The 22,287-nt window shown below is 68.3% G+C and carries 21 protein-coding genes; 4 read left to right on the top strand and 17 right to left on the bottom strand.

Annotated features, from left to right (window positions below):
* Positions 1 to 50: 50 nt before the first annotated feature.
* From E0H75_RS06985 to E0H75_RS06970, 4 genes are read right to left on the bottom strand one after another with little or no spacing between them, the layout of a single operon-like run.
* On the bottom strand, positions 51 to 1,907 hold the full coding sequence (locus E0H75_RS06985; RefSeq protein WP_131512338.1) for an IlvD/Edd family dehydratase: 1,857 nt from the start codon (positions 1,905 to 1,907) through the stop codon (positions 51 to 53).
* Complete coding sequence (locus E0H75_RS06980) at positions 1,904 to 3,355, bottom strand: aldehyde dehydrogenase (NADP(+)) (RefSeq protein WP_131512336.1); 1,452 nt, start codon at positions 3,353 to 3,355, stop codon at positions 1,904 to 1,906. Before E0H75_RS06980 ends, E0H75_RS06985 begins: the two co-directional genes overlap by 4 nt.
* Positions 3,352 to 4,242, bottom strand: a complete 891-nt coding sequence (locus tag E0H75_RS06975) for a fumarylacetoacetate hydrolase family protein (RefSeq protein WP_131512334.1) — start codon at positions 4,240 to 4,242, stop codon at positions 3,352 to 3,354. The genes E0H75_RS06980 and E0H75_RS06975 overlap by 4 nt, the downstream gene beginning before the upstream one ends.
* Before the next feature lie 11 nt (positions 4,243 to 4,253).
* A complete protein-coding gene (locus E0H75_RS06970; RefSeq protein WP_131512332.1) occupies positions 4,254 to 6,968 on the bottom strand; it encodes a UxaA family hydrolase in 2,715 nt (904 codons plus the stop codon).
* Positions 6,969 to 7,090: 122 nt separating this feature from the next.
* Between E0H75_RS06970 and E0H75_RS06965 the strand changes: the two genes are divergently transcribed.
* The 3 genes from E0H75_RS06965 to E0H75_RS06955 all read left to right on the top strand — a co-directional run bounded on the left by E0H75_RS06965 (position 7,091) and on the right by E0H75_RS06955 (position 8,874).
* The gene (locus E0H75_RS06965; protein ID WP_131512330.1) at positions 7,091 to 7,783 is read left to right on the top strand and encodes a GntR family transcriptional regulator; all 693 of its coding nucleotides are present in this window, start codon (positions 7,091 to 7,093) and stop codon (positions 7,781 to 7,783) included.
* Positions 7,780 to 8,196, top strand: coding sequence for a ParB N-terminal domain-containing protein (locus E0H75_RS06960; protein ID WP_131512328.1), 417 nt, complete (start codon positions 7,780 to 7,782; stop codon positions 8,194 to 8,196). The genes E0H75_RS06965 and E0H75_RS06960 overlap by 4 nt, the downstream gene beginning before the upstream one ends.
* 105 nt (positions 8,197 to 8,301) lie before the next feature.
* Positions 8,302 to 8,874 carry a hypothetical protein gene (locus E0H75_RS06955; RefSeq protein WP_131512326.1) on the top strand — a complete coding sequence of 191 codons (573 nt, stop codon included), beginning with the start codon at positions 8,302 to 8,304 and terminating at the stop codon, positions 8,872 to 8,874.
* Positions 8,875 to 9,010: 136 nt separating this feature from the next.
* On the opposite strand, the gene E0H75_RS06950 is transcribed toward E0H75_RS06955, so the two are convergent.
* A complete protein-coding gene (locus E0H75_RS06950; RefSeq protein WP_131512324.1) occupies positions 9,011 to 9,355 on the bottom strand; it encodes a VOC family protein in 345 nt (114 codons plus the stop codon).
* Positions 9,356 to 9,382: 27 nt separating this feature from the next.
* Between E0H75_RS06950 and E0H75_RS06945 the strand changes: the two genes are divergently transcribed.
* Positions 9,383 to 9,763 carry a VOC family protein gene (locus E0H75_RS06945; protein WP_131512322.1) on the top strand — a complete coding sequence of 127 codons (381 nt, stop codon included), beginning with the start codon at positions 9,383 to 9,385 and terminating at the stop codon, positions 9,761 to 9,763.
* Between the two features lie 150 nt (positions 9,764 to 9,913).
* Here E0H75_RS06945 and E0H75_RS06940 read toward each other — a convergent pair whose 3' ends face one another.
* The 12 genes from E0H75_RS06940 to E0H75_RS06885 form a co-directional block, all read right to left on the bottom strand.
* Positions 9,914 to 11,110, bottom strand: coding sequence for a Gfo/Idh/MocA family protein (locus E0H75_RS06940; protein WP_131512320.1), 1,197 nt, complete (start codon positions 11,108 to 11,110; stop codon positions 9,914 to 9,916).
* A gap of 314 nt (positions 11,111 to 11,424) precedes the next feature.
* Complete coding sequence (locus E0H75_RS06935) at positions 11,425 to 12,102, bottom strand: glycerophosphodiester phosphodiesterase (RefSeq protein ID WP_131512318.1); 678 nt, start codon at positions 12,100 to 12,102, stop codon at positions 11,425 to 11,427.
* Positions 12,099 to 13,415, bottom strand: coding sequence for an ABC transporter substrate-binding protein (locus tag E0H75_RS06930; protein ID WP_165553492.1), 1,317 nt, complete (start codon positions 13,413 to 13,415; stop codon positions 12,099 to 12,101). The genes E0H75_RS06935 and E0H75_RS06930 overlap by 4 nt, the downstream gene beginning before the upstream one ends.
* A gap of 2 nt (positions 13,416 to 13,417) precedes the next feature.
* Complete coding sequence (locus E0H75_RS06925; protein WP_131359684.1) at positions 13,418 to 14,233, bottom strand: carbohydrate ABC transporter permease; 816 nt, start codon at positions 14,231 to 14,233, stop codon at positions 13,418 to 13,420.
* Complete coding sequence (locus E0H75_RS06920; RefSeq protein ID WP_238162873.1) at positions 14,230 to 15,183, bottom strand: carbohydrate ABC transporter permease; 954 nt, start codon at positions 15,181 to 15,183, stop codon at positions 14,230 to 14,232. Before E0H75_RS06920 ends, E0H75_RS06925 begins: the two co-directional genes overlap by 4 nt.
* Complete coding sequence (locus tag E0H75_RS06915; protein WP_131512315.1) at positions 15,180 to 16,019, bottom strand: inositol monophosphatase family protein; 840 nt, start codon at positions 16,017 to 16,019, stop codon at positions 15,180 to 15,182. The genes E0H75_RS06920 and E0H75_RS06915 overlap by 4 nt, the downstream gene beginning before the upstream one ends.
* A gap of 81 nt (positions 16,020 to 16,100) precedes the next feature.
* A complete protein-coding gene (locus E0H75_RS06910) occupies positions 16,101 to 16,796 on the bottom strand; it encodes an MgtC/SapB family protein (RefSeq protein ID WP_131512313.1) in 696 nt (231 codons plus the stop codon).
* A gap of 119 nt (positions 16,797 to 16,915) precedes the next feature.
* Positions 16,916 to 17,941, bottom strand: coding sequence for a 2-hydroxyacid dehydrogenase (locus E0H75_RS06905; protein WP_131512311.1), 1,026 nt, complete (start codon positions 17,939 to 17,941; stop codon positions 16,916 to 16,918).
* On the bottom strand, positions 17,938 to 19,398 hold the full coding sequence (locus E0H75_RS06900; protein WP_131512309.1) for an FGGY-family carbohydrate kinase: 1,461 nt from the start codon (positions 19,396 to 19,398) through the stop codon (positions 17,938 to 17,940). Before E0H75_RS06900 ends, E0H75_RS06905 begins: the two co-directional genes overlap by 4 nt.
* Positions 19,399 to 19,408: 10 nt before the next feature.
* The gene (locus tag E0H75_RS06895; RefSeq protein WP_131512307.1) at positions 19,409 to 20,209 is read right to left on the bottom strand and encodes a DeoR/GlpR family DNA-binding transcription regulator; all 801 of its coding nucleotides are present in this window, start codon (positions 20,207 to 20,209) and stop codon (positions 19,409 to 19,411) included.
* On the bottom strand, positions 20,206 to 20,823 hold the full coding sequence (locus E0H75_RS06890) for a histidine phosphatase family protein (protein WP_131512305.1): 618 nt from the start codon (positions 20,821 to 20,823) through the stop codon (positions 20,206 to 20,208). Before E0H75_RS06890 ends, E0H75_RS06895 begins: the two co-directional genes overlap by 4 nt.
* The gene (locus tag E0H75_RS06885; RefSeq protein ID WP_131512303.1) at positions 20,820 to 22,193 is read right to left on the bottom strand and encodes an FGGY-family carbohydrate kinase; all 1,374 of its coding nucleotides are present in this window, start codon (positions 22,191 to 22,193) and stop codon (positions 20,820 to 20,822) included. Before E0H75_RS06885 ends, E0H75_RS06890 begins: the two co-directional genes overlap by 4 nt.
* Between the last annotated feature and the right edge of the window lie 94 nt (positions 22,194 to 22,287).

Genomic DNA, 22,287 nt, shown 5'->3' with positions numbered 1-22,287 from the left:
CCCCCAAGACGAACCCCTCGCTTCGCTCGAGGGCTGTTGTGCGGATGACATCAGTGACTCTGCCTGGCTACGGCCGAACCGGTGCGGCCGATGAGGAAGTCCAGGTCGCAGCCCTGGTTGGCCTGTGTGACGTGGTCGACGTACAACCGTGCCCATCCGCGATCAGTCGGCGGCGTCGGCGGCTGCCAGTCAGCCCGTCGCTTCTCCAGTTCCTCGTCAGACACGTCCAGATGCAACCGCCGCGCCGGCACGTCCAGCTCGATCCAGTCTCCGGTCCGCACAAGCGCCAACGGACCACCGACAGCAGCCTCCGGAGTGACGTGCAGTACGACGGTCCCGTACGCCGTACCGCTCATCCGCGCGTCCGAGATCCGCACCATGTCGTCGACACCGATCTCGGCGAGCTTGCGCGGGATCGTCATGTTGCCGACCTCAGGCATCCCCGGGTAGCCCCGCGGGCCGGAGTTCTGAAGCACCAGCACGGTGTCCTCGTCAACGTCGAGGTCCGGGTCTTCGACGGCCTTGTCATACTCCTCGATGCTGCTGAACACGAGCGCCTTACCGCGATGCTGCAACAACCGCTCGGACGCCGCCGACTGCTTGATCACGGCACCATCCGGTGCCAGATTCCCCTTCAGTACGGCGGTTCCGGCGCCACTGCCCAGCGGATCGCCGACGGGCCGGATCACGGCCGTCGCGGGCTGACCCTCCTGACCACTCCAGTCGGTCCGCTCCGCGTTGGCGACGTTCTCGCCCATGGTCTTGCCGGTCACGGTGATGGCATCGGCCTTGATCAGCGGCAGGATCTCCTTCATCACCGCGGGCAGGCCGCCGGCGTAGTAGAAGTCCTCCATCAGGTACTTGCCGGACGGCTGCAGGTCGACGAGCCACGGCACGCCGCGCGCCCACTCGTCCATGTCGTCCAGCGTCAGGTCGACGCCGACCCGGCCGGCGATCGCGAGCAGGTGGATGACCGCGTTGGTCGAACCGCCGATCGCCGCGTTCGCCCGGACCGCGTTCGCGAAGGCGTCGCGGGTCAGGATGTCGCTCGGCTTGAGGTCCTCCTCGACCATCTTCACGATCCGCTGACCGGCCTGCTGCGCGATCGAGTACCGCCGCGAGTCGACCGCTGGGATCGCCGCGGACCCGGTCAGCTGCAGTCCGAGCGCCTCGGCCATGCAGGCCATCGTGGACGCCGTACCCATGGTCATGCAGTGCCCGTTGCTGCGGGACATGCCGGACTCGGCCGCCGCGTAGTCGGCCTCGGTCATCCGGCCGGCGTTGCGGTCCTGCGTGAACCGCCACACCGCCGTACCCGAGCCGATGTCGCAGCCACGGAATTTACCGTTCAACATGGGACCGCCGGTCACCACCAGGGTGGGCAGGTCGACGCTTGCCGCGCCCATGATCGAGCCCGGCGTGGTCTTGTCGCAGCCGGTCAGCAGGATGGCCCCGTCGATCGGGTTGCCGCGCAGCGACTCCTCGACGTCCATGCTGAGCAGGTTGCGGAACAGCATCGCGGTCGGCCGGAGCATGGTCTCGCCGAGCGACATCACCGGGAACTCGAGCGGGAAGCCGCCGGCCTGCCAGACGCCGCGTTTCACCGAGTCGGCCAGCCGGCGCAGGTGCGCGTTGCACGGAGTCAGCTCGGACCAGGTGTTGCAGATGCCGATCACGGGACGGCCGTCGAACACCTCGTCGGAGAAGCCCTGCGCGCGCATCCACGACCGGTGGATGAATCCGTTCCGGTCCTTCTCACCGAACCAGTGGTCGAAACTCCGCCGCCCGATCGGTGCGTCCGGCCGGTCGGGTACGCCGGCCGTCCCGGTCTTCTCCTGCGTCGGATCACCGCTGTCCGGCGGAATGGCGGCATCGCGCGGGTCGCTGGTCGGTGGCAGATCGGTCATCGAGACACCTCACCTGTAGTCACGGTCCCGTTCACCCGGCGGCTGATACCGCTCGGGTTCGCATCCTTCAGTACGTCGGGCAGCACCGCATCCGGCGTGTCCTGGTAGGCAACCGGTCGCTGGAACCGGCGGGCCGCGGTCACGCCGACGCTGGTGTGGATCGAGCCGACGGTCGACGGGAACGGACCGCCGTGCTGCTGGGCCCAGGACACAGCGACGCCGGTCGGCCAGCCGTTCCACAGCACCCGCCCGGCCCTTGCCGTTAGCAACGGCAGCAGCTCCGCGGCCAGCTCGGTGTCTGACGACTCGGCGTGCAGCGTCGCGGTCAGGTTGCCCTCGAACGCCTCCACTGCGGCCCGGAGCTCCTCTACACCGTTGTATTCGACAACGATCGAGACCGGCCCGAAGCACTCCTCGAGAATCTCGTCACGACGCGCTAGGAGCTCGGAGACTGTTGTCTGTAGCAACGTCGCGCTGCCGGATGCCCAGACCCGGATACCGTCGACCTTCTGCAACCGGTCGAGACCTGAGCCGAATCCGTCCTTGATGCGGTCGTTCAGCATCGGCGCTTCGGCGACTCCACCGACCGCTTCGGCCAACTGGTCCTGCAGACCGTGGCCGTCGGGCAGGAAGAGCAGACCGGGCTTGGTGCAGAACTGGCCGACGCCGAGCGTGAACGAGCCGACGTACCCGGTCGCGATGTCCTTGCCCCGGGCATCGATCGCGGCCTGGGTGACGAAGACCGGGTTCAGGCTGCCGAGCTCGCCGTAGAACGGGATCGGCTCCGGCCGCGTCACCGCGATCTCGTGCAGCGCCTTGCCGGCCGGGACCGAGCCGGTGAAGCCGGCCGCCGTGATCCGCGGGTCCTTCAGCGCGGTCACGCCGACGTCGAAGCCCTGGATCAGGCCGAACGATCCAGCCGGTGCACCGGCCGAAGCCAGCGCCGCGATCATCACCTCGGCGGTCCGGGCGGACAGCTCAGGATGACCGGGGTGCGCCTTGACGATCACCGGACAGCCGGCGGCCAGTGCGGACGCGGTGTCCCCACCGCAGACACTGAAGGCGAACGGGAAGTTGCTAGCGGCAAACACCAGCACAGGCCCGAGCGGAACCAGGACGCGGCGCAGATCCGGCCGCGGTACGGGCTTCGCCTGGGCGTCCGCCGTGTCGATGACGACCTCGAGCAGGGAGCCCTCTTCCAGCACGTCGGCGAACATCCGCAGCTGGCCGGTGCTTCGCGCGACCTCGCCGCTCAGCCGAGCCTCCGGCAGCGACGACTCCCGCATCGCGATCGGCACGAGTTCGTCCGCCGCCGCGTCGAGCGCGTCCGCCACCGTGCGGATCCACCCGGCCCGTACGGCCGGCTCCGCGGCGCCCAGCGCCGGTGCGGCAGCCTTGGCGTCGGCGAGCGCCTGCTCGAGCTCGGCGGGGGTGGTGTCCGGGATCATCGCTTCTCCTCCAGGTTCTCGGTCGCCAGGAACGCGAACGGTTCCCGGCCGACGGCCACCGTATTCGTCAGCGTGCCGACCTCGGCGATCGTGATCGTGATGACGTCGCCGTCGGCCAGCGCGAAGTCCAGCTCGGGCACGATCCCGGTGCCGGTCGCCAGGATGACGCCGTCCGGGAAGTCGTTCGGCCCGAACAGTACGTCGATCAGGTCCTGCAACTCCCGCACCAGCTTCGCGGTGGACGTCGTACCCGCGAACACCTCGTCGCCGGCGCGCTCGATCACCAGGTCGATGCTGAGGTCCTTCGGGTTCGCGACCTCCCACGCGGGCCGGATGCCGGCCGCCAGCGAGCAGCCGCCGGCGAACAGCTTGGCCTGCGGGACGTACAGCGGGTTCACGCCCTCGATCGAGCGCGAGCTCATGTCGTTGCACACCGTGAAGCCGGCGATCTCGCCGTGGCTGTTGGCAACGACCGCGAGCTCGGGCTCGGGTACGTCGTGACCCGAGTCGACCCGGATGCCCACCGGCTCACCGTCGACCACCACGCGCCAGGCCGGGGCCTTCTGGAAGAGCTCGGGCCGATCGGCCGTGTAGACCTTGTCGTACACGGACTGCTCGGTGCTCTCCTCCATCCGGGCACCCCGCGACCTCTCATAGGTCACGCCCGCGCACCAGACCTCACCCCGCCCGTCGAGCGGCGGCAGGAACTTCAAGCCGTCGATCGGGACCGGCTCCCCGAGCTTGGCGACCGCTGTCTTCAGCTCGTCCAGCGGGAGCCGCAGCAGCTCCGCAAAACTGCCGACGCCTTCGACCGGCGCCACGGTGTCGTCGGTGCGCACACCGACGAGGGGCCGGCCATCCGGTGACTGGTAACGGACCAAATGCATAGAGCTGCCTTTCACATCGAGGTGCCGAGGAGACCGCGGGTGATCTGGAAGCCAACGTTGCCTGACGCAACCGCCTTGGGAACGAACTGCCGGCTCGCCACCGCCGTGATGGTGTCCAGACCGATCCGGGCCTGGTCCACGGCATTGCCCGTGGCCACCGCGTCGAGGTCGTCGCCGTACTTCGCCACCGTCTCGGGATCGTTGCTGAACTCAACGACCGGGACGAAGCGCTGCGCGGACAAGGTGCCGCCGGCAACGTGCGCGAGGATCTGCTGAACGCCGGACGCACCGAAGCCGGTCGCGGTCTCCATCCAGTCCGTGCCAGGCATCCGCATCACGTGCCACCCCGGCGCCGCGAACCGCTGCCCGTGCGCGATCGTCGGGCCGACGGCCGCATCAGAGCCGAACGCCGTACGACGGAAGCCGTCGTGTGCGATCAGCCCGCCTCGGGAAGACAGCACGACGGATCCACCGGAGCCGACGATCTCGCGGCCGACCAAGGCCAGCGCCTCAGCTGTGTCGTCGGTCAGCGGACCGCGAGCCTCCAACCCGACGGTGAGGTCGCCGAGAGTCCCGGCGTGCTCGACCGGGCTGTCCAGGTCGAAGCTGCCGAACCAGTCGCGCACCTTCGCACCGACCGCATCCAGGCCACCGTCGGCCTGAATGCTCGCCCAGCCGAAGCGGGACGGATCCGCGCCGGCTTCGACCAGGCGCGACCGGAAGTAGTCGTTGTGGGTCTTCTCGCAGCCGTGCTCGAGCAGGAGCGCCATCCGGGTGTTCGGGTGGAGGAGATAGCCGAGCATCGTGCGGGCGAACGTCTCCTCGGAGGCGCCACCGCTGCTGCCGCAACCCTCGGTGTGCGGCAGCGCGACCATCCGCGTGACCGCGTCACCGGCCCACCTCTCCAGTTCACCTTGCGCCGCGAGCCGCAACGCGATCATCCCCGAGCACAGGCTGGTCGGCAGGATCAGCCCCACGGCCTCCGGCACCAGCCGGTTGTCCACCTGCAACAGCCGTACCGCGCTCCGGTCGTTGGAGCCAAGACCCGTGTGCGGGAGACCGTCCAGCGGAGCGTCACGGTCCTCGGCCGGGAGATCGATGAGCTTGCGGCTCATCCGGCCGTCGGTGGTGATCGAGATGCCCTCGCGCGGGCCGCTCTGCTTCCAGTTCCGCCAGATCGACACCTGGCTGTGGCCGGCCCGCTCCCCCGCGCTCGGCTCGCCGGACGCGACCCGGACCGTGAGGTCGAAGGTGTCCGCGGTCAGCTCGGCCATCGACGTACCGGTGAGGTAGCGGCCTGCGTCGACGTCCATCTCGGCGTGCAGGCGCTCGTACCGGTCGTGGGTGGTGACGAACTTCAGCGTCGGCACGAACGGGAAGTTGGTGATCGAGCCGTTCCCGGTGGTGAAGAAGATCAGGTTGCAGCCGCTGCCGATCTGGCCGGCGACCGACTCGAGGTCGTTGCCTGGGCTGTCCATGAAGATGTAGCCGTTGCCGGGCAGCGGTTCGCCGTAGTCGATCACGTGGTCCAGCCGCACCTCGCGCGGCAGCTTCCGCGCGGCGCCGATCGACTTGAGCACGATGTTGTAGAGGCCGCGGTACACGTTGCCGCCGGACGGGTTGCCCTCGGCGGTGTGACCGTGCCAGCCGACGCGCTCCTTGAACGAGCGGATGGTGGCGAGGAACCGCCGCGCGGTCGCGAGGTCGCGAACGTTCTTCAGTACGTAGGGCTCCGCGCCGATCAGCTCGTCGGTCTCCGCGAGTACGGCGGCGCCACCGTGCTTGATCACCTCCGCACCGACCAGACCGGCCAGCGGGTTGGCGGAGATGCCCGAGAACGCGTCGGAACCTCCGCACTGCAAGGCGATCCTGAGATCGGCGAGCGGAACCTCCGTCCGGGCCTGATTGTCGACAATCGGCAACCACGGCTCGACCAGCGCGCCGGCTTCGGTGAGGTCGTGCTCGAATCCGGCCCGGCGGGTGAAGTACGCGAACGGGACCTTGATCGACGGGTAGTCGTGCTCCGCCAGGAAGTCCTTGATCGCCTGGCCGGACACCACGTCGTCCTCGGTGTCGACGATCAGTACGGCGCCGACGTTCGGATTCAGGGTGAAGCCGGCCAGCGTCGCGAGCAGGAAATGCAGGTTGTTCGGGACCTCGTCCTCGCCGCCCTCGGTGTGCGCCACCGGTACGACGCCGTCCCCGGCAGTCGCGCCGTCGAAGCGACGGGCGAGCTCGGTGACGAAGCCACTGCTGCGGGAACTGGTCGCCATCAGGACGACGTGGTTCCGCGTGCCGGCCGGGCCCTGCTCGCGGGGGTAGCCGAGGAATGTTCCGGGCTGCTCGACGCTGGTCACCTGGGCGCCGAAGTTCAGCGCGGACTCGTCCAGCACGTACGGGTCGAGCGGCTCATTGGTCGCCGAAGGCTCGTCCGGGAGACCCTCGACTCCGCGGGCGGTGACTGCCGCGAGGCTGGTCGGCGTACACACGTAGTCGCCGGGGACCAGGTCACGGGAGGCACGGGCGAACGGGGTGTTCCAGGACGTGAGCGCGTCACCTGGAGCGACTGGGGTGACTACGAAGCGGTGCCCCTCGAGCACGGTGTGTGGCAGTGTCACCACAGCGTCGCCTAGCTCGATCTGTGTCCCGGCGTCGAGCCGGCGGGAGGCGATAGCAACGTTGTCCCCCGGCTCGGGCAGGACTCCGACCTGTTCGAACCTCACCATTCGTTTTTCTGCCTTCCCGTAGCTAGCCCGGGGTCGAATCGTGCATGATGCATGATTACAGTGCCACCCTGCCGAAGACGACCGGCCGGGTCAAGACCGCGACCAGGATCCGGAGAGAGCCGATGACGGAACCCACCCTCGGGACCGTGGCGCCGCAGGACCGGCGGCTGCTCCGGCGGCAGATGCTCGCCGACGACGTGTACGAAGCGATCAAGACGATGCTGATGGACCACGTCATCCGACCCGGCGCCCGGATCTCGATCGACGGGCTGGCGCGGGAGTTCCAGGTGTCGTCGACGCCGGTCCGCGAGGCGCTGGCGCGGCTCGAGTCGGAGGGCCTGGCGGTCAAGGAGCCGCTCAAGGGATACCGCGCGACGCCGCTACTCACGCTCGAGGAGTTCGACGACCTGTACCGGTTCCGGCTGCTGCTGGAGCCGTGGGCGGCACGGCGCGCGGCCGAGCTGATCGACGACCACGGGCGCGACCGGCTCCGGACCGAGCTGGCCAACGCGGTCGAGCCGACGTCGGTCGACTACGCCGGCTACAAGTCGCTGACCGCGCACGACAACCGCTTCCACTCGCTGATCGCGGGGCTGTCCGGCAGCGAGCAGGTTCGACTCGCGTTCGAGCGCACCCACTGCCACCTGCACATCTTCCGCCTCCACTACGACCGCGACATCGGTCCCGAGGTCCTCACCGAACACCGCACCCTGGTCGACGCCATCACCTCCGGCAACCCCACCGTCGCCGAATCCGCCATGACCCAACACATCGAGAACTCGATGACGCTACGCCTCCGTAGAATCTACGAGTGACCCGCCGTCCCTTTCCCCTGGCGGATCAGGTCCCGCCGGAGCTGTCGTCGTACATCCTCGACTTCCACTGGGACCTCTCGCTCCTCCGCCAGCTGGAGCTGGCGACCCTCAGCGTTCCGCTGGGTGAGCTCGTCGGGCATCTCGACCTGCCGTTCTGGGCGTACGGCGGCCGGCCGTTCCAGGTCACTCCGCATCAGGTCGCGGCCGATCCAGTGGTCTATCGGGCGCAGTACGACCGGACGATGGCGGCCGACCTGAGTCACCCGCTGGACGTCGTACGCCGACCCGACGGACTGGTCACGATCCTCGACGGGATCCATCGGTTGCTGCGGGCCGAAATCGAGGGCCAGACGGCGGTCGAAGTACGTGTGCTGCCGTGGGATTTGGTCGATCGGATCTCGGTTCGAGACTGAGGGTTTGGGGTGGTGGGGTTAGGGCACGTCGGGGAGATGGATGCTGTGGAACTCCCTGCTCCGCGGCCTGTTCTGTGGCCGTTGCGGCCTACGGAGTCGGCGCAGGTGTCGACGTCGCCGGACGGAGGACGCACCGTCGTCACGATCCGGCACGCGCCGCTCGACCAGGTCACACCGGAGATGCTCGCCTGGTGGTACGGCCACGTGCCCGGGACGATGCGGTACGCCGGCGCCACCTGGCCGCGGTACCTCGTCTGGCACCCGTTGGACCACATCTCGTACGAGCTGACGACACCCGGTCAGGTGGTCGCTCCAGCCGCGCGGCTGCACATCAAGGAGGCGCTGGGCCGTGACCCCGCCAACCTGGTCGATCTCCAGGTCACCGTCGAAACGGTCGACCAGCAGGTCGCGATCATCTCCAAACGCGTCCTCGGTACGTCGATCGTCCGCCTCGAGAACGAGTTCGAGCCGTACCACGGCGGCAGCCGCTACACGACGCGGCTGACGCTGGGCGACACCACGCTCCTGGGCGGTCTGTTCCTCAACCGCGTCGCGCACACCCGCGCGTTTCCAGCTCCGAAGCTCGCGGCCTGGATCCGTCACCACATCGAAGAGATCGGCAACCTCGAGAACTTCCTCCCCGACCTCGTCCGCCACCGCGCCGACCACGAACCCTGAGCCGAATGTGGTGGGCCGACCCCACGCGTGCTCCCGCGCCACGCGGGCCCTGCGGAGGCTGTTCGCTCCGGGCGCGCGGGTCGGACGAAGCCTCGCGCCCGTACGTTGTCGAGCGACTGATGTCGCCGCGGGCTGGTTACTCCAGCGGGGCGCCGCCGTACGAGATCTCGTTTCCCTCGGGGTCGTAGTACGTGACGTGGCGGACGCCGTTGTCGTAGGTCTCGCGCTTGGCCGGCTCGATGCCGCGCTCGGAGATTGCCTGGATCCGGGCTTCGAAGTCTTCGACGAAGAGGGTGTGCTGAGCGTGGCCGGCGTGCTCGGGTACGACCTCGATGTACAGGTACTGGTGTTCGCCGACCTCCCAGACCGCCTCGATGTCGTTCGGCAGGAAGCTCGGTGGCGCCCCCAGCAGCTTCGTGTACCAATCGACCGCGGCCGCGTAGTCACTGACCGAGATCCCGGCGAACAAGTCCAGAGCCATACCGGATCCTACAAATAGGATGGGGGTATGAAGGTGAATCGACTGGATCACCTGGTCCTGACCGTGGCCGATCTGGATGTGACGGTGGACTTCTACCAGCGGGTGCTGGGGATGGAGCCGATCACGTTCAAAGGCGGGCGGCGGGGACTCGGCTTCGGAACGAGCAAGATCAACCTGCATCAGGTCGGACATGAGTTCGAGCCGAAGGCGCAGCATCCCGGGGCCGGCACGGCCGACCTGTGTTTCATCGTGGACGACCCGATCGAGCAGGTGCACGCGGAGCTGATCGCGCACGGCGTCGAGATCGAGGAAGGTCCGGTCGAGCGTACGGGCGCGACCGGCCCGATCCTGAGTGTCTATCTACGCGACCCCGACCAGAACCTCATCGAACTCAGCAACTACCTCTAGGGGGAGCCGGCCGCGGGGTCCTCCCGTGTGCTCGGCGCCAGGAGCGGACGCCAGGCACTCACCAACTGGGTCGGCGGTGTCCACGCCAGGTCGGGTCGAGCGTGGACGGCGCGCTGCCGGGGAAGTTGGTGAGTGCGGCAGGTCCGGACGTCAGGCCGGCGCGTCTCCGTGGTCAGGGATTTCTAGTTGTACGCCGCCCTGCAGGGCTGACTGGTGGGCGTAGATGCCTGGGAGGGTGTAGCGGGCGGCGACCCAGGCGTTGACGGGTGGGAGGGTCTTGTCGGCGACCGCGCGGACGAAGTCGTCGGCGAGGAAGTGGTGGGAGCCCTCGTGGCCGTTGTGCATGCCGTCGAACTCGGCGGGCAGACGGCTGCGGTCGTGCACCGGTGACAGGCCGGACCGGAACGCGTCCCGGAGTGCCGGGTCGACGTTCGCCAGGTCGGCGTCGTCCATCGAGCTGCTCGGCTTCGTCTCCATCAGCTGGCTGATGTCCTCGACACCTTCCTTGGTCTGCCAGACCGTGGTGGTGGCGAGCTGCTCGAAGCTGCCCTCGGTGCCGAACACCCGCAGCCGTGACTCACGGATGTGCGACGGGTAGCCGACGCGGCGCATCTCGTTCGTCCGCATCACTCCGCCGTCGGCCAGCTTGAACAGCGCGGTCGCGTTGCTGAAGTCGTTGTCGAACTGGCTGACGTCCTTGTCGAAGACGCCGTCGCCGCGGTCGTCCTTCACACCGATGCAGGACACGTGGGTGGCGTGCTGCCCGGTCACCGAGAGAACGTTGCCGACGGCATGCGTCGGGTACAGCATGGGCGGGAAGGAAGCGGTCTTCTTCCACTCGTCGCCGCCGCTGTACTGGTACGCGGCGTAGAAGCCGAGGTCCATGTCGTGGACGTAGTCGCCTTCGGAGTAGAAGACGCGGCCGAACTCACCGTTGGCGAGCTTCTGCCGGCAGTACACCGACGACGGGTAGTAGAAGCTGGTCTCGCCCATCATGTAGGTCAGGCCGGTCTCCTTGACCAGCTCGATGATGCGCGCGATCTGGTCCGCCTCGATCGCCATCGGTACGGTCGAGTAGACGTGCTTGCCGGCCTCGAGTGCGCGGATCGCCATCTCGCCGTGCAGCCAGCGCTGGGTGAAGATCGCGACGGCGTCCACGTCGGAGGCGAGCATCTCCTCGAACGACTGGTACGTGATCGAGATGCCCTGCTTGGCCGCCATCTCGGCGGTCCGTTCCGGCAGTACGTCGGTCAGTCGCACGTCGGACACGTCCGGGTGCGCGGACCACAGCCGCAGGAACGAAGGAGCGAACTGGCCGGCGCCGACCACACCGATGCTGAATCCCATGCGGATAGGCAATCACACATTTTTCTTCCACGGAAGAACAAATTCAGACGTTGGAACGTGTGATCCAGACCACCCGCAGTAGGACGAGGCAAGGAGGGCCGCGGACGTTAGAAACGTGTGATCCAGACCATCCGCAGTAGGACGAGGCGAGGAGGGCCGCGGACGTTGGAACGTGTGATCCAGACCACCCGCAGTAGGACGAGGCAAGGAGGGCCGCGGACGTTGGAACGTGTGATCCAGACCACCCGCCCTGAGGCGAGGCGAGGAGGCCGGAGACGTTGGAAGGTGATCCGGACCATCCACTGCCAGGTCCGCTACTCGACGCGGTGCAGGAGGTGTGGGTTGTCTGTGGTGATGCCGTTGACGCCGAGGGATGCTGCCCGGACCAGGGTGTCCTGGTCCGGCACCGGCCAGGCGGTGACCTCCAGCCCCGTGGCCTGGAGCTCCGCCACACCGTCCGCGGTCAGGCCGGCGATCCCGCAGAGCGCCGCACCTGCCTCGGCCTCCTTCGTCAGCATGAGTACGTCGGACATCGCGGGAGTACGCCCGAAGATCCGGCCGGTCGACGCGGTCGGCATCGCCCGCCGTACCGCCAGCAGGATCTCCGGATGGAACGACGTGACCAGCGTCCGCGCCGCCAGCGACGGGTCGGCCTGCAGCGACTCGACCAGCAGCGGAATGGCGTCGACCGCCTTCACCTCGGCCTGGAAACGGACACCGATCTCGGCCACCGTCTCGGCCCACGTCGGCACCACTTCACCAAGACCGGCGTCGAGCGACCGCACCTCGTCGTACGACATCGCGGCGATCTCGCCGGTCCCGGAGGTCGTCCGGTCGACGGTGGCGTCGTGCATGATCACGAGCTCCCCGTCGGCCGTGACCCGCAGGTCCAGCTCGATCTCGTCGCAGCCGTCGACGACCGCCCGCCGGAAGGACCGCAGCGTGTTCTCGGGTTCGGTGCCGAGTGCGCCGCGGTGGCCGGTGATGATCACAGAACTTTCTCCTCGTAGAGTCGCTTGACCTCGTCGCCGATCGCCTCGAGCCGCTTGGCGACCGAACCGAACACCTTCTTCACCGCCGTGTTGTCGGCGTAGATCTGCTGCAACCCGGTGTAGATGGCGACGTTGGCGTTCCGGCCGTAGAGCCGGATGGCGTCCTGCTGGCGGGCGTTGGTGAGCTGCGCGATCGCGACGCCGAAGTTCGGCTGCTCGGCGATCAGCTTCTTCAGATCCGGGTTCTCCCGGGCCGCGTTCACCACCGGCAGGTAGCCGGTCTGCGTGGTCCAGAAGGCCGAGTTCTCCGGCAGGGCGAGGAAGGTCAGGAACGTCGCGGCAGCCTGCTTGCGCTCGGTGGAGATGTTGCGCATCATCCCGATGCCGCCTCCGCCGGTGGCGAGCCCGGACGCGACCTCGGACGGGATGAAGCCGGCGCCGACGGGGAACTTCGCCTTGCTGGTCATGCTCTTCAGGCCACCGGTCGACTCCTGCATCATCGCGACCAGCCCGTTGGCGAAGTCGGTGCTCGGGCTGTGGGCCATGTAGGCCAGCTTGTCCACGTGCACCATCTGCCGTTGCCACTCGCCCGCCGCGACCGCACCATCCTGGTCGATCGTGACATCGAGGCCCTTGGAGTATGCACCGCCGAACTGCCAGACGTTGCCCTGGAACTGCCAGTCGCCGTCGACCTTGGCGAGCGCGAGCGTGCGCAGCGAGCGTCCGCCGGACTGCACCTTCGACAGCTCCGGCCCCCAGGACCGCAGCTCGCTCCAGGTCCGCGGCGCCCGGTCCGGCAGGCCGGCCTTCGCGAACGCGTCCTTGTTGTAGTAGAGGATCGGCGTACTGCGGGCGAACGGGACCGCCCAGCTCTGCCCCTTCACGACGTACTCGCCGAAGAGCTTCTGCTGGAAGACGGCCGGTCCGAACCCGTCGGTGAAGTAGCTGTTCAGCGGCTCCAGCGCGTCGTTCAGGAAGAACCGCTCCCACGTCACGTCGGACAGGATGGCCAGGTCCGGTGCCTGCTTGGCGACCAGCGCCGCGGCGACCTTCTGGGCCACGTCGTCGTAGCTGCCCTGGAACTGCACCTCGACGTACACGTCCTGCTGGGAATCGTTGAACTTGGCAACGAGTTTGTCGACCGCCTTGCCGTTCGCGCCGCCGTACGACGTCCAGAACACGACCCGGACCCGGTTGCCGTACTTCGCCGGCACCGCACCCGGCGGCTGCGAGTACTCCGCGTCGACCGACCGGTAGCCGCAGCCCGCGAGGGTGGTACCGGCGGCAAGACCCAAGAACATTCTGCGTCGCATCGTCATCCCTTCAACGCTCCCTGGGTGAGGCCGCCGACGATGTAGCGCTGCGCGATGAGGAAGATCACCAGCATCGGCGCCAGCATCATCAAGGTGCCGGCCATGATGGTGCCCCAGCTGGCCACGCCCTCCTCGGTCTTCAGGATCAGCAGGCCGATCGGCAGCGTCCGCATCGAGGCCGAGTTCGTCACGATCAGCGGCCAGACGAAGTTGTTCCACTCCTCCACCGCGGTGATCACCACGACCGTGACCAGCATCGGCCGCGACATCGGCAGTACGACGCGCCACAGCGTCCGCAGGTGGCCGGCTCCGTCGACCGCGGCCGCATCTGTCACCTCGGTCGGCAGGGTGAGGAAGTGCTGGCGCATCAGGAACGTCGCGAACGCCGACCCGATGCCCGGGATGATCAGCCCTGCGTAGGTGTTGATCCATCCCAGCGTCGCCACGGTGAGGTAGTTCGGCAGCAGCGTCACATGTCCCGGCACCATCATCGCGCCGAGCACCCCGAAGAACAGCACCTTCTTGAACGGGAACCGCAGGTAGGCGAAGGCGTACGCCGTCAGCACCGCGTTCGTCACCTTGAGCAGGGTGCCGAGCACCGTCGTGATCGTCGAGTTCAGGAAGAACCGGTCGAACGGCGCCGCTTCCCAGGCCAGCTTGAAGTTCTCCCAGGTGAAGTGGTCCGGCCACCACGACGGCGGCCACTGGTAGATCTCGGTCGGCTGCTTCACCGTCGTACTGATCAGCCAGTAGAGCGGACCGAGGAACACGGCCGCCACCCCGACCAGTACGACGTACTGGATCGCACGTGCCTTCATCGGTAGTGCACCCGCCTCTCCATCACCCGGGCCTGGACGGTGGTGACGACCAGCAGGATGACGAACATGATGATCGACAGCGTCGCCGCGCGGCCCGCGTTGAACGCCTTGAAGCCTTCGTTGTAGATCGACCAGCTGAGCGTCGTGGTGGCATCACCAGGACCACCACCGGTCATCACCGCGATCACGTCGAACGCCTGGAAGGTGCCGATCACCGTGGTGATCAGCAGGAAGAAGGTGATCGGGGCAAGCAACGGCAGCTTGATCGCCCAGAACCTCGTCCAGGTGTTCGCGCCGTCGATCGCGGCCGCCTCGTCCAGATCCTTCGGCAGACCCTGGAGGCCGGCCAGGTAGATCAGCGCGGCGAAGCCGACGTTCTTCCACAGGTAGACGATGACGAGGCCCGGCAGTGCCCAGTCGGAGCTGTTCATCCAGTCCGGCGGCTCGGCACCGAGCGGTTCGATCAACGCTCGCAGCAGGCCGTAACCGGGGTCGAACATGAACGCCCAGATGGTGGCGACCGCGGCACCGGACAGCACGTGCGGCGCGAACGCCATGGTCCGGACCGCGCCCCGGCCCTTCAGCGGCAGGTTGAACAGGAAGGCGAGCGCGAGTCCGATCACCAGGCTGCCGACCACGATGAGCCCGGTGAACACGATCGTGATCCACAGCGTCTTGTGGAATGCCGGATCGGACAGCGTACGGGTGTAGTTGGCCAGGCCAACGAACGTCGGCCGCGCCGCGATCATGTTCCAGTCGGTCAGGCTGAGGAACGCGTTGTAGATGATCGGCCAGTACGCGAAGACCGCGATCACGATCAGGTTCGGCGCCACCAGCAGCGCGAACAGGCCGTACTCGCGGCGACGTCTGCGGCGGCGGTGGTTGTCGGCGTCGCCGGCCAGAACGCGTTCGTCCGGATGGGTCCGGACCGGCAGGTCCAGTGCGGTCACACCGGCCTCCTCGGGGTTGACGGGGCTAACAGTTCGATCAGTGCGGCAGCCAGAGAGGGCTCGGCCGCGAGGATGCCATGCGGTAGTGCGGTCCCGGGTCCGCCGGTCGTCTGTGCACCCGCTTCGCGGGCGATCAGAGCGCCGGCGGCGATGTCCCAGGGCTGAATGAGGTGCTCGTAGTAGGCGTCCGCCGTACCGTCGGCGACCGAGCACAGATCGAGGGCTGCCGATCCCCCGCGGCGCACATCCCGTACGGCGGGCAGCACACGCAGCAGGTGGTCGGCCTGTTCGGCGCGACGCTCGGGCAGGTAGGAGAAGCCGGTGCTCACCAGGGCCGACGCGAGTACGACGTCACGCGGCGGACCGAGCGGGACCACGTCGCGTGGTGCGCACTGGCGGAAGTCGTCGCGCCAGGCGCCCTCGCCGCGGATCGCGGACCAGGTGATGCCCGTGCGCGGCTGGTGAACCACGCCGACCAGTGCACCAGCCTCGTCCTCGACCGCGATGGAGACACACCAGTCGAGGCGGCCGTAGAGGTAGTTGACGGTGCCGTCCAGCGGGTCGATCACCCAGGTCAGACCGGTCTCCGAGGGCCGGGCGGCACCCTCCTCGCCGAGCAGGCCGTCACCGGGCCGCGCCGCGCTGAGGCCGTCGGTGATCAGCTTCTCGGAGGCGCGGTCGGCGGCGCTGACCGGGTCGCTGGCCGAGGACTTGGTCTCGACACCGACGGCATCAATGGATAGACCTGGTTGGCGCGCCAGCAACTCCTCGCCGGCCGCAGCGGCCAGTCGTAGAGCCAGCGTCTGCAGCTCGGTGAGGGGCGGAGTGTTAAGCACGCCGTGAAATTATCATCGTTCTATGGTGACGTATAGAGAATCTATGTGATTTTCTCACCGACTTCACAACGATCAGGCAACTCAGTCGTCGACGTCCTCGCGCAGGCGGACGCCGGTGACGCCGTCGAGGTCGTCCAGGGCCAGCACCAGATTCTGCAACGGCGGCCGGCCGGTGAAGCGCATCGACGCCCGTACCTGTGGCCGGCCGGCCTCCCGGTGCACGTCGGTGCCGAGCACCGACGCCTCGAAACCCATCGACGTGGCGGTCGACAGGATCGCCCGCAGTACGCCGGAACCGTCCTCGTACCGAACGGTCACGATCCGGCGGCGGTCCGGCGACGGCAGGAAGCGGCCGAGCCGGCCGAACGGGCCGACCGCGACCAGATGCAGCAGGGTCGCGGCCACGGCCAGCACCGGCATCCCTGCACCACAAGCCATTCCGATCGCGGCCGTCATCCAGATCGTCGCGGCGGTGGTCAGCCCGCGGACCACGTCGCGGCGCATGAAAATCACCCCGGCGCCGAGGAACCCGACGCCGGACACGACCTGCGCCGCGATCCTCGACGGATCGAGGTTGACCTCGGTCCCCAGGACGGCGTCGAAGCCGAAGCCGGAGACCAGTGTGAACAGAGCAGCCCCGGTGCCGACCAGGGTGTGCGTGCGCATCCCCGCGCTCTTCTGCTGCAGCTGCCGCTCGATGCCGATGACCATCGACAGCACGAACGCGGCCAGCAGCAACAGGAGCTCGGTCCAGGTGGTGGATGTGACGAGTTGCATGGTGCTTCCAGTTCCCTAACAGGTGGTGTCTGATGCTCCCGCGCCGTAGCGAGCAGGTGCTCGGGGCGAGGTGCCGTGCCGAGTGCCGCGCAGTAGGCGGGGGAGCATCAGACACCACCTCACGCCGAGACCAGTCCTATGGGGTCGACTCCGGCGAGGTATGCCGCTACGGCTTCGGCGGCGATTGAGCCGGCGCGGAGGGCGGTCTGTTTGGTCGCACCGGCGAGGTGTGGCGTCATGACTACGTTCGGTGCTGTCAGCAGGCGTGCACCAACCGGCACCGGCTCAACCGGGAACACGTCGAAGGCGGCCGCACCGAGCTGACCGGACTCCAGCGCATCCACGGTCGCGTCGTAGTCGAGCAACCCACCACGCGCTGTGTTCACCAGTACGGCGCCTCGCGGCATCAGGGCAATCTGGTCGGCACCGATCATCCCGCGGGTCTGATCGGTCAGCCGCGCGTGCAGGCTGACTACGTCCGACCGCCGCAACAGGTTGTCCAGCTCGACCACCTCGACGCCGTCCGGCGCCTTGGCCGGATCGATCGCCGGGTCGACCACGAGGACTTCGGCGCCGAAGGCAAGCATCACCCGAGCGACGCGCTGCCCGATCGCGCCGTACCCGATCAGACCGACCGTTGCCCCGTCCAGCTCGAGGCCACACTCGTCGTACGCGTAGAGGTCGCTGCGCCACTCGCCCTGCTCCAGCGTTCGTTGCAGCCGCGGAAGGTTGCGCAGGGCACTCATCATCATGGCGACCGCGTGCTCGGCGGCGGCGACCGCGTTGCGGCCGGGGGTGGACGCGACGATGATGCCGCGCTTGACTGCCGCGGGGACGTTCACGTTCACCGGGCCGCCGCGACAGACGACCAGGAAGCGCAGGTCCGGCGCGGCGTCCAGCACCCGTTCGGTGAACGGGCCCATCTGGGTGACCGCGATCTCGACCCCGGGCAGCGCCGCGATCAGCTGATCTTCGGCATCGCTCGCCTCATCCACCTCGGCCACCCGCCCGTACGGCGTCAGCGGCCAGGGCAACGTGACCTGACGAAAGTCGAACGTGACGTTCTGGACGGAGGACAATGCTGTGGCGAGCAGATCGTTGCGTACGAAGTGGTCGCCGGCAAGCAATGTCTTGATGGTTCTCATCGAACTCCTGAGGTGAAGGTTGGTGCTGGGTCAGACCAGCGCGGGCGGGCTGCCTCGATCCGGCGCAGGTAGTGGGCGTACCCCTCGGCGTAGAACGCGGCGCGGGCGGAATCGGGATCGACCTGACGGGTCTCGGCGACCCAGCCGTCGGCGCTGTCCGGGTCGACCGCACGACGAGCGCAGATCACTGCACCACGGGCCGCGACTTGCTCGGCCTCAGCGGTGTGCAGCGGCGCGTTCAGCACGTCGGCCAGGATCTGGGTCCATTCGGTACTGCGGGCGCCACCACCGCACACCGTGACGCGGCCGCTCCATCCGGCTGCCTCGAGACAGTGCCGAGCGGCGTACGCGATGCCTTCGCAGGTTGCGCGCACCAAGTCCGCCGTTGTCGTGGACAGCGAGATCCCGTCGATCGAGCCTCGCGCGCGGGTGTCGACGAACGGCGCACGCTCGCCGGCTTCGGACAGATAGGGCAGCACGGTCACGCCTTGGGCTCCGACCGGGCTCTCGGCGAGCAGCTCGGGCAGTCGGTCTGTGCCGGCGCCGACGAGTGCGAGGACTCGGTCGAGAGCGGCGGTGCCGACCATCGCGGGCATCGCGCGCAACCAGACGCCTGGGGTCCAGGTGCCGAGGAACAGCCCCGCGGGTTCGCCGTCCACGGGGAGCTCTCGTGTCACGACTTGGCAGGCGAGCGTCGTACCGACAGTAAGTAAGGCGTCCCCGGGGTCTTGGACGCCGGCGCCGGCTGCAGCGGCTGGGAGGTCGTACGGGCCGGCGGACACCCTGGTGCCGCGGGCGATGCCGGTCGAATCGTCGCGTAGTTCGCCGACTGGTCCGGCGGGCTCGACCGGCGCGAGCAAGTGGCTCAACTCTGAGAGACCGGTCGCTTTCAGGGCTTCCTCGTCGTACTGGTTCGTGCGGGGATCGAGGAAGGGCGCGGAGGCATCCGACACGTCCGTCGCACGGACGCCGGTGAGTTGCTGCATGACGACGTCCTTGCAGTACGCCGCTGTCCCGGCGCGAGCGATGACGTCGGGCTCCTCGGCGTGGACCGCGGCCAGCAGTGGACCCGAGGCACCCGGGAACATCCGGTTGCCCGAGCGCCGGAAGACACGTTCGGCCACGCCGTCGTCGGTCCAGCGATCGAGAATGGCACTGCTGCGCGCGTCCAGCCAGGAGATCGCCGGGCGGACCGCCGTACCGTCGGCGTCGACGAGCCAGAGGCCGTCGCCCTGGGCAGTGATCGCCAGGACGCCGGGGTGGTCGCCCACAGTACCGGCCAGCTCACCGACAACCTCGTTGACCGAAGCAACGATCTCGGCGGTCTCGTGCTCGAACCGCCCGATCGCCGGCCGGACCAGCCTGGTCGGCCGGGAAGCCTCGGCTACCGGCCGTCCGTCGTCGTCGAACGCGACAGCCTTGGTGACGGTTGTGCCGACGTCTACGCCGACATCCATAGGCCCCCTCCTAGAGTTTTGCGACCTCCACGGTCGCGCCGTTGTCGCGTAGTGGCTTGATCAGGTCGTCCGGGGTCTTCTCGTCGACCACCACGACGTCGAAGTCGGTGAGTGGGGCGAGCCGGTGCAGGGCGGTGCGCTGGAGTTTGCCGTGGTCGACCAGTAGGACCTTGGTCTTGGCCGATCGCAGCATGGCCCGCTTCACCAGGACGATCTCCTCCTCCTGGTGGAACGCGTGCGTCGCCGACACCGCCGACACCGAGCAGAACAGCAGGTCCGTGTGCAGCGCCTCGACGGCCTCAGCGCACGGCATCCCGCCGAACGAGTCGTGGGTCGCGGAGTACAGACCGCCGAGGGCGAGCAGGGTGACGTCGCGCAACTCCGTCAGCTTGCTGATCGCGGGCAGGAAGTTCGTTGCCACGGTCAACGGAGTGATGTCCTCGAACAGGTCGACCAGGGCCAGCGCGCTGGTGGAGTCGTCGAGCATCACCGACATACCGGGCTCGATCATCGCGCGGGCGTGCCGGGCCAGCGCGGCCTTCTCAGCGGTCGCGGTGTTCAGCCGGTACGCGACGTTGCTCTCGAAGACGCTGGTCGGCTGCGCGCTGACGCCGCCGCGGTACTTGCGCACCACGCCCTGCCGCTCGAGCTCGTCCAGGTCGCGGTGCACCGTCATCACGCTCACCCCGAACGCCTCGACCAGGTCGTTGGCCGAGACCGAGCCGTGCTTCACGACGTACGCCGCGATCTCGGCCTGCCGGCGGGCGGGACGGCTCAGTTCGGTGGTGTCACCGTCGACATCGGATGTCATGCCAGGGTCTCCATTCGGACAGCAGGAACGTTGTACGCCTCGAGACCCACTGTGCCGTCCTGCCAGCGGAAACGCACCAGCGCCGCGGGACCGAGCGCAGGTAGCAGTCTGCGGTACTCGCTCAACGGCAGTCCGAGCACCCGGCACACCAGCAGCCGGATGAGCGTGTTGTGCGCCAGCACCAGCACCTTGCCGCCTTCGTGCTGCTTGCCGATCTGATGGAAGACCTCGTGCACTCGGTCGGCCGCCTCGGCCGGATCCTCACCACCCGGGAAATGATCCTTGACCGGGTCGAGCTCGAACGCCTTGGCGACGACGGGCGGAAGTTCGCTCAGCATCTTGCCCTCGGCCGAACCGAAGTCGACCTCGCGCAGCCGCGCGTCCACGGTCGGCTCGAGCCCGAGAGCTTCGGCGATCGGCGCGATCGTCTGCCGCGCACGAAGCATCGGAGACGACCAGAGCGCGTCCGGCGCGTAATCGGCCGCCCACTCCTTGAGCAACCGGGCCTGCTGTAGACCGACCTCGTCGATCGGAAGGTCGGTCGACCCGGTGTAGCGGTTGCCGTGATGCCATTCGGTCCGGCCGTGCCGGGCCAGGACGATCGTGGTCCTCATCCGCGGTACCCCCGCCAGTCCAGCTCGGCGACGAACTCGCCGTACAACGTGTCGAGGGGTTGCGGGCGCGGCTCGAGGACGCGCTCGACCCGGACCATCCGGCCGGCGGTCTCGGTCAGCGAGCCGCCGGCCGAGGCCGCGAGGACCGCCATCCCGTACGCCGGGTCCGGGGCCGCCGGGATTTCGACGGGTACGCCGAGGACGTCGGCACGAAGCTGGTTCCAGTAGCCGCTGCGGATCGCGCCACCGGTGAGTGAGACGGAACGGACGGGGTCGGCGCCGAGGCTGACCAAGTGCTCGAAGGCGAGTCGTTCGATGAAGGCCACACCTTGGAGGACAGCGGCGTACGTCTGCAGCTTGCCGGAGGCGTCGCCGAGGGTGAACCGCTCTGCCTGCGGCGCGACGAACGGGAACCGCTCACCGGTCTTGGTCAGCGGGTAGATGACCGCATCGATCGGACCCAGTTCACGCGCGGCCCGGTCGAAGGCGTCGAGATCTTCGCCGGGCAGCAGCTCGGTCAGTACGCCGGCGCCGGTGCTCGATGCGCCACCGGGGAGCCAGCCGCCGTCCGGGTGGCGGTGGCTGTAGACCGCGCCGGTGGGGTCGTTGAGGAGGTCTTTGCTGACGCCTTTGAGGACGAGCGTCGTACCGAGGACCGAGTTCCAGGCTCCGGGGGCGAGGGCGCCGGCGGCGATCTGGGCCGCGCAGCCGTCGGTCATGCCGGCGTAGACGGGGACGCCGGCCGGAGTGCGGCCGAGCTCGGCGCCCGGCAGGACGACCTCGGGGAAGGCTGCGAGCGGCAGGCCGAGTTTGTCGAAGGCCGCGGCCGGCCAGGTGTCGGCGACCAGGTCGTAGCCGGTCTTGAGGGCATGACTCGTGTCGGTGGCGACCGGGTGACCGACCAGGTGGGCTGCCACGAAGTCGGCGCTGTGGACGATGCGGTGGTCGGCGAGGTCGTAACCGTCGGCGACCAGCGAGAGGATCTTGGGGAGCGCCCAGGTGGGCTGCATCGAGGTCGCCCAGCGCTCCGGGTCGGCGTCCACGATCTGGACGCGACGGTCGGCCGCGCGGGCGTCGTCGTACATCAGAGCCGGCGTCACCGGGCGGCCGGAACGGTCGGTCAGCAGGACAGTGCCCGAGGTGGAACAGATCGCGATGCCGGCCAACTGGTCCGCGTGCGGAGCGACTTCGGCGATGCTGGAGTCGACGGCGTCGAGCCAGCTCTGCGGGTCCTGCTCGTGCCGGACACCGTCGCGACGGCTGGTCAGTGGCCGGGCCGTGCGGGCCAGGACAGTACCGTCAGAGTCGGCCAGTACTGCGCGCACGCTCTGCGTGCCGAGGTCGACGCCGATCCAGGCCGGTCCTGCCACGTGCCGCCTCCCGACTGAGTGTTATCTACGCTGATAACATAACATCAGAAGACGATAAGAGAACGCCAGCCCTCCGTCCGATCCCGGCCACCCT

This window comes from Kribbella capetownensis, assembly GCF_004331485.1.
GTDB lineage: Bacteria > Actinomycetota > Actinomycetes > Propionibacteriales > Kribbellaceae > Kribbella > Kribbella capetownensis.
This window is presented reverse-complemented; position numbering and strand designations above follow the sequence as displayed.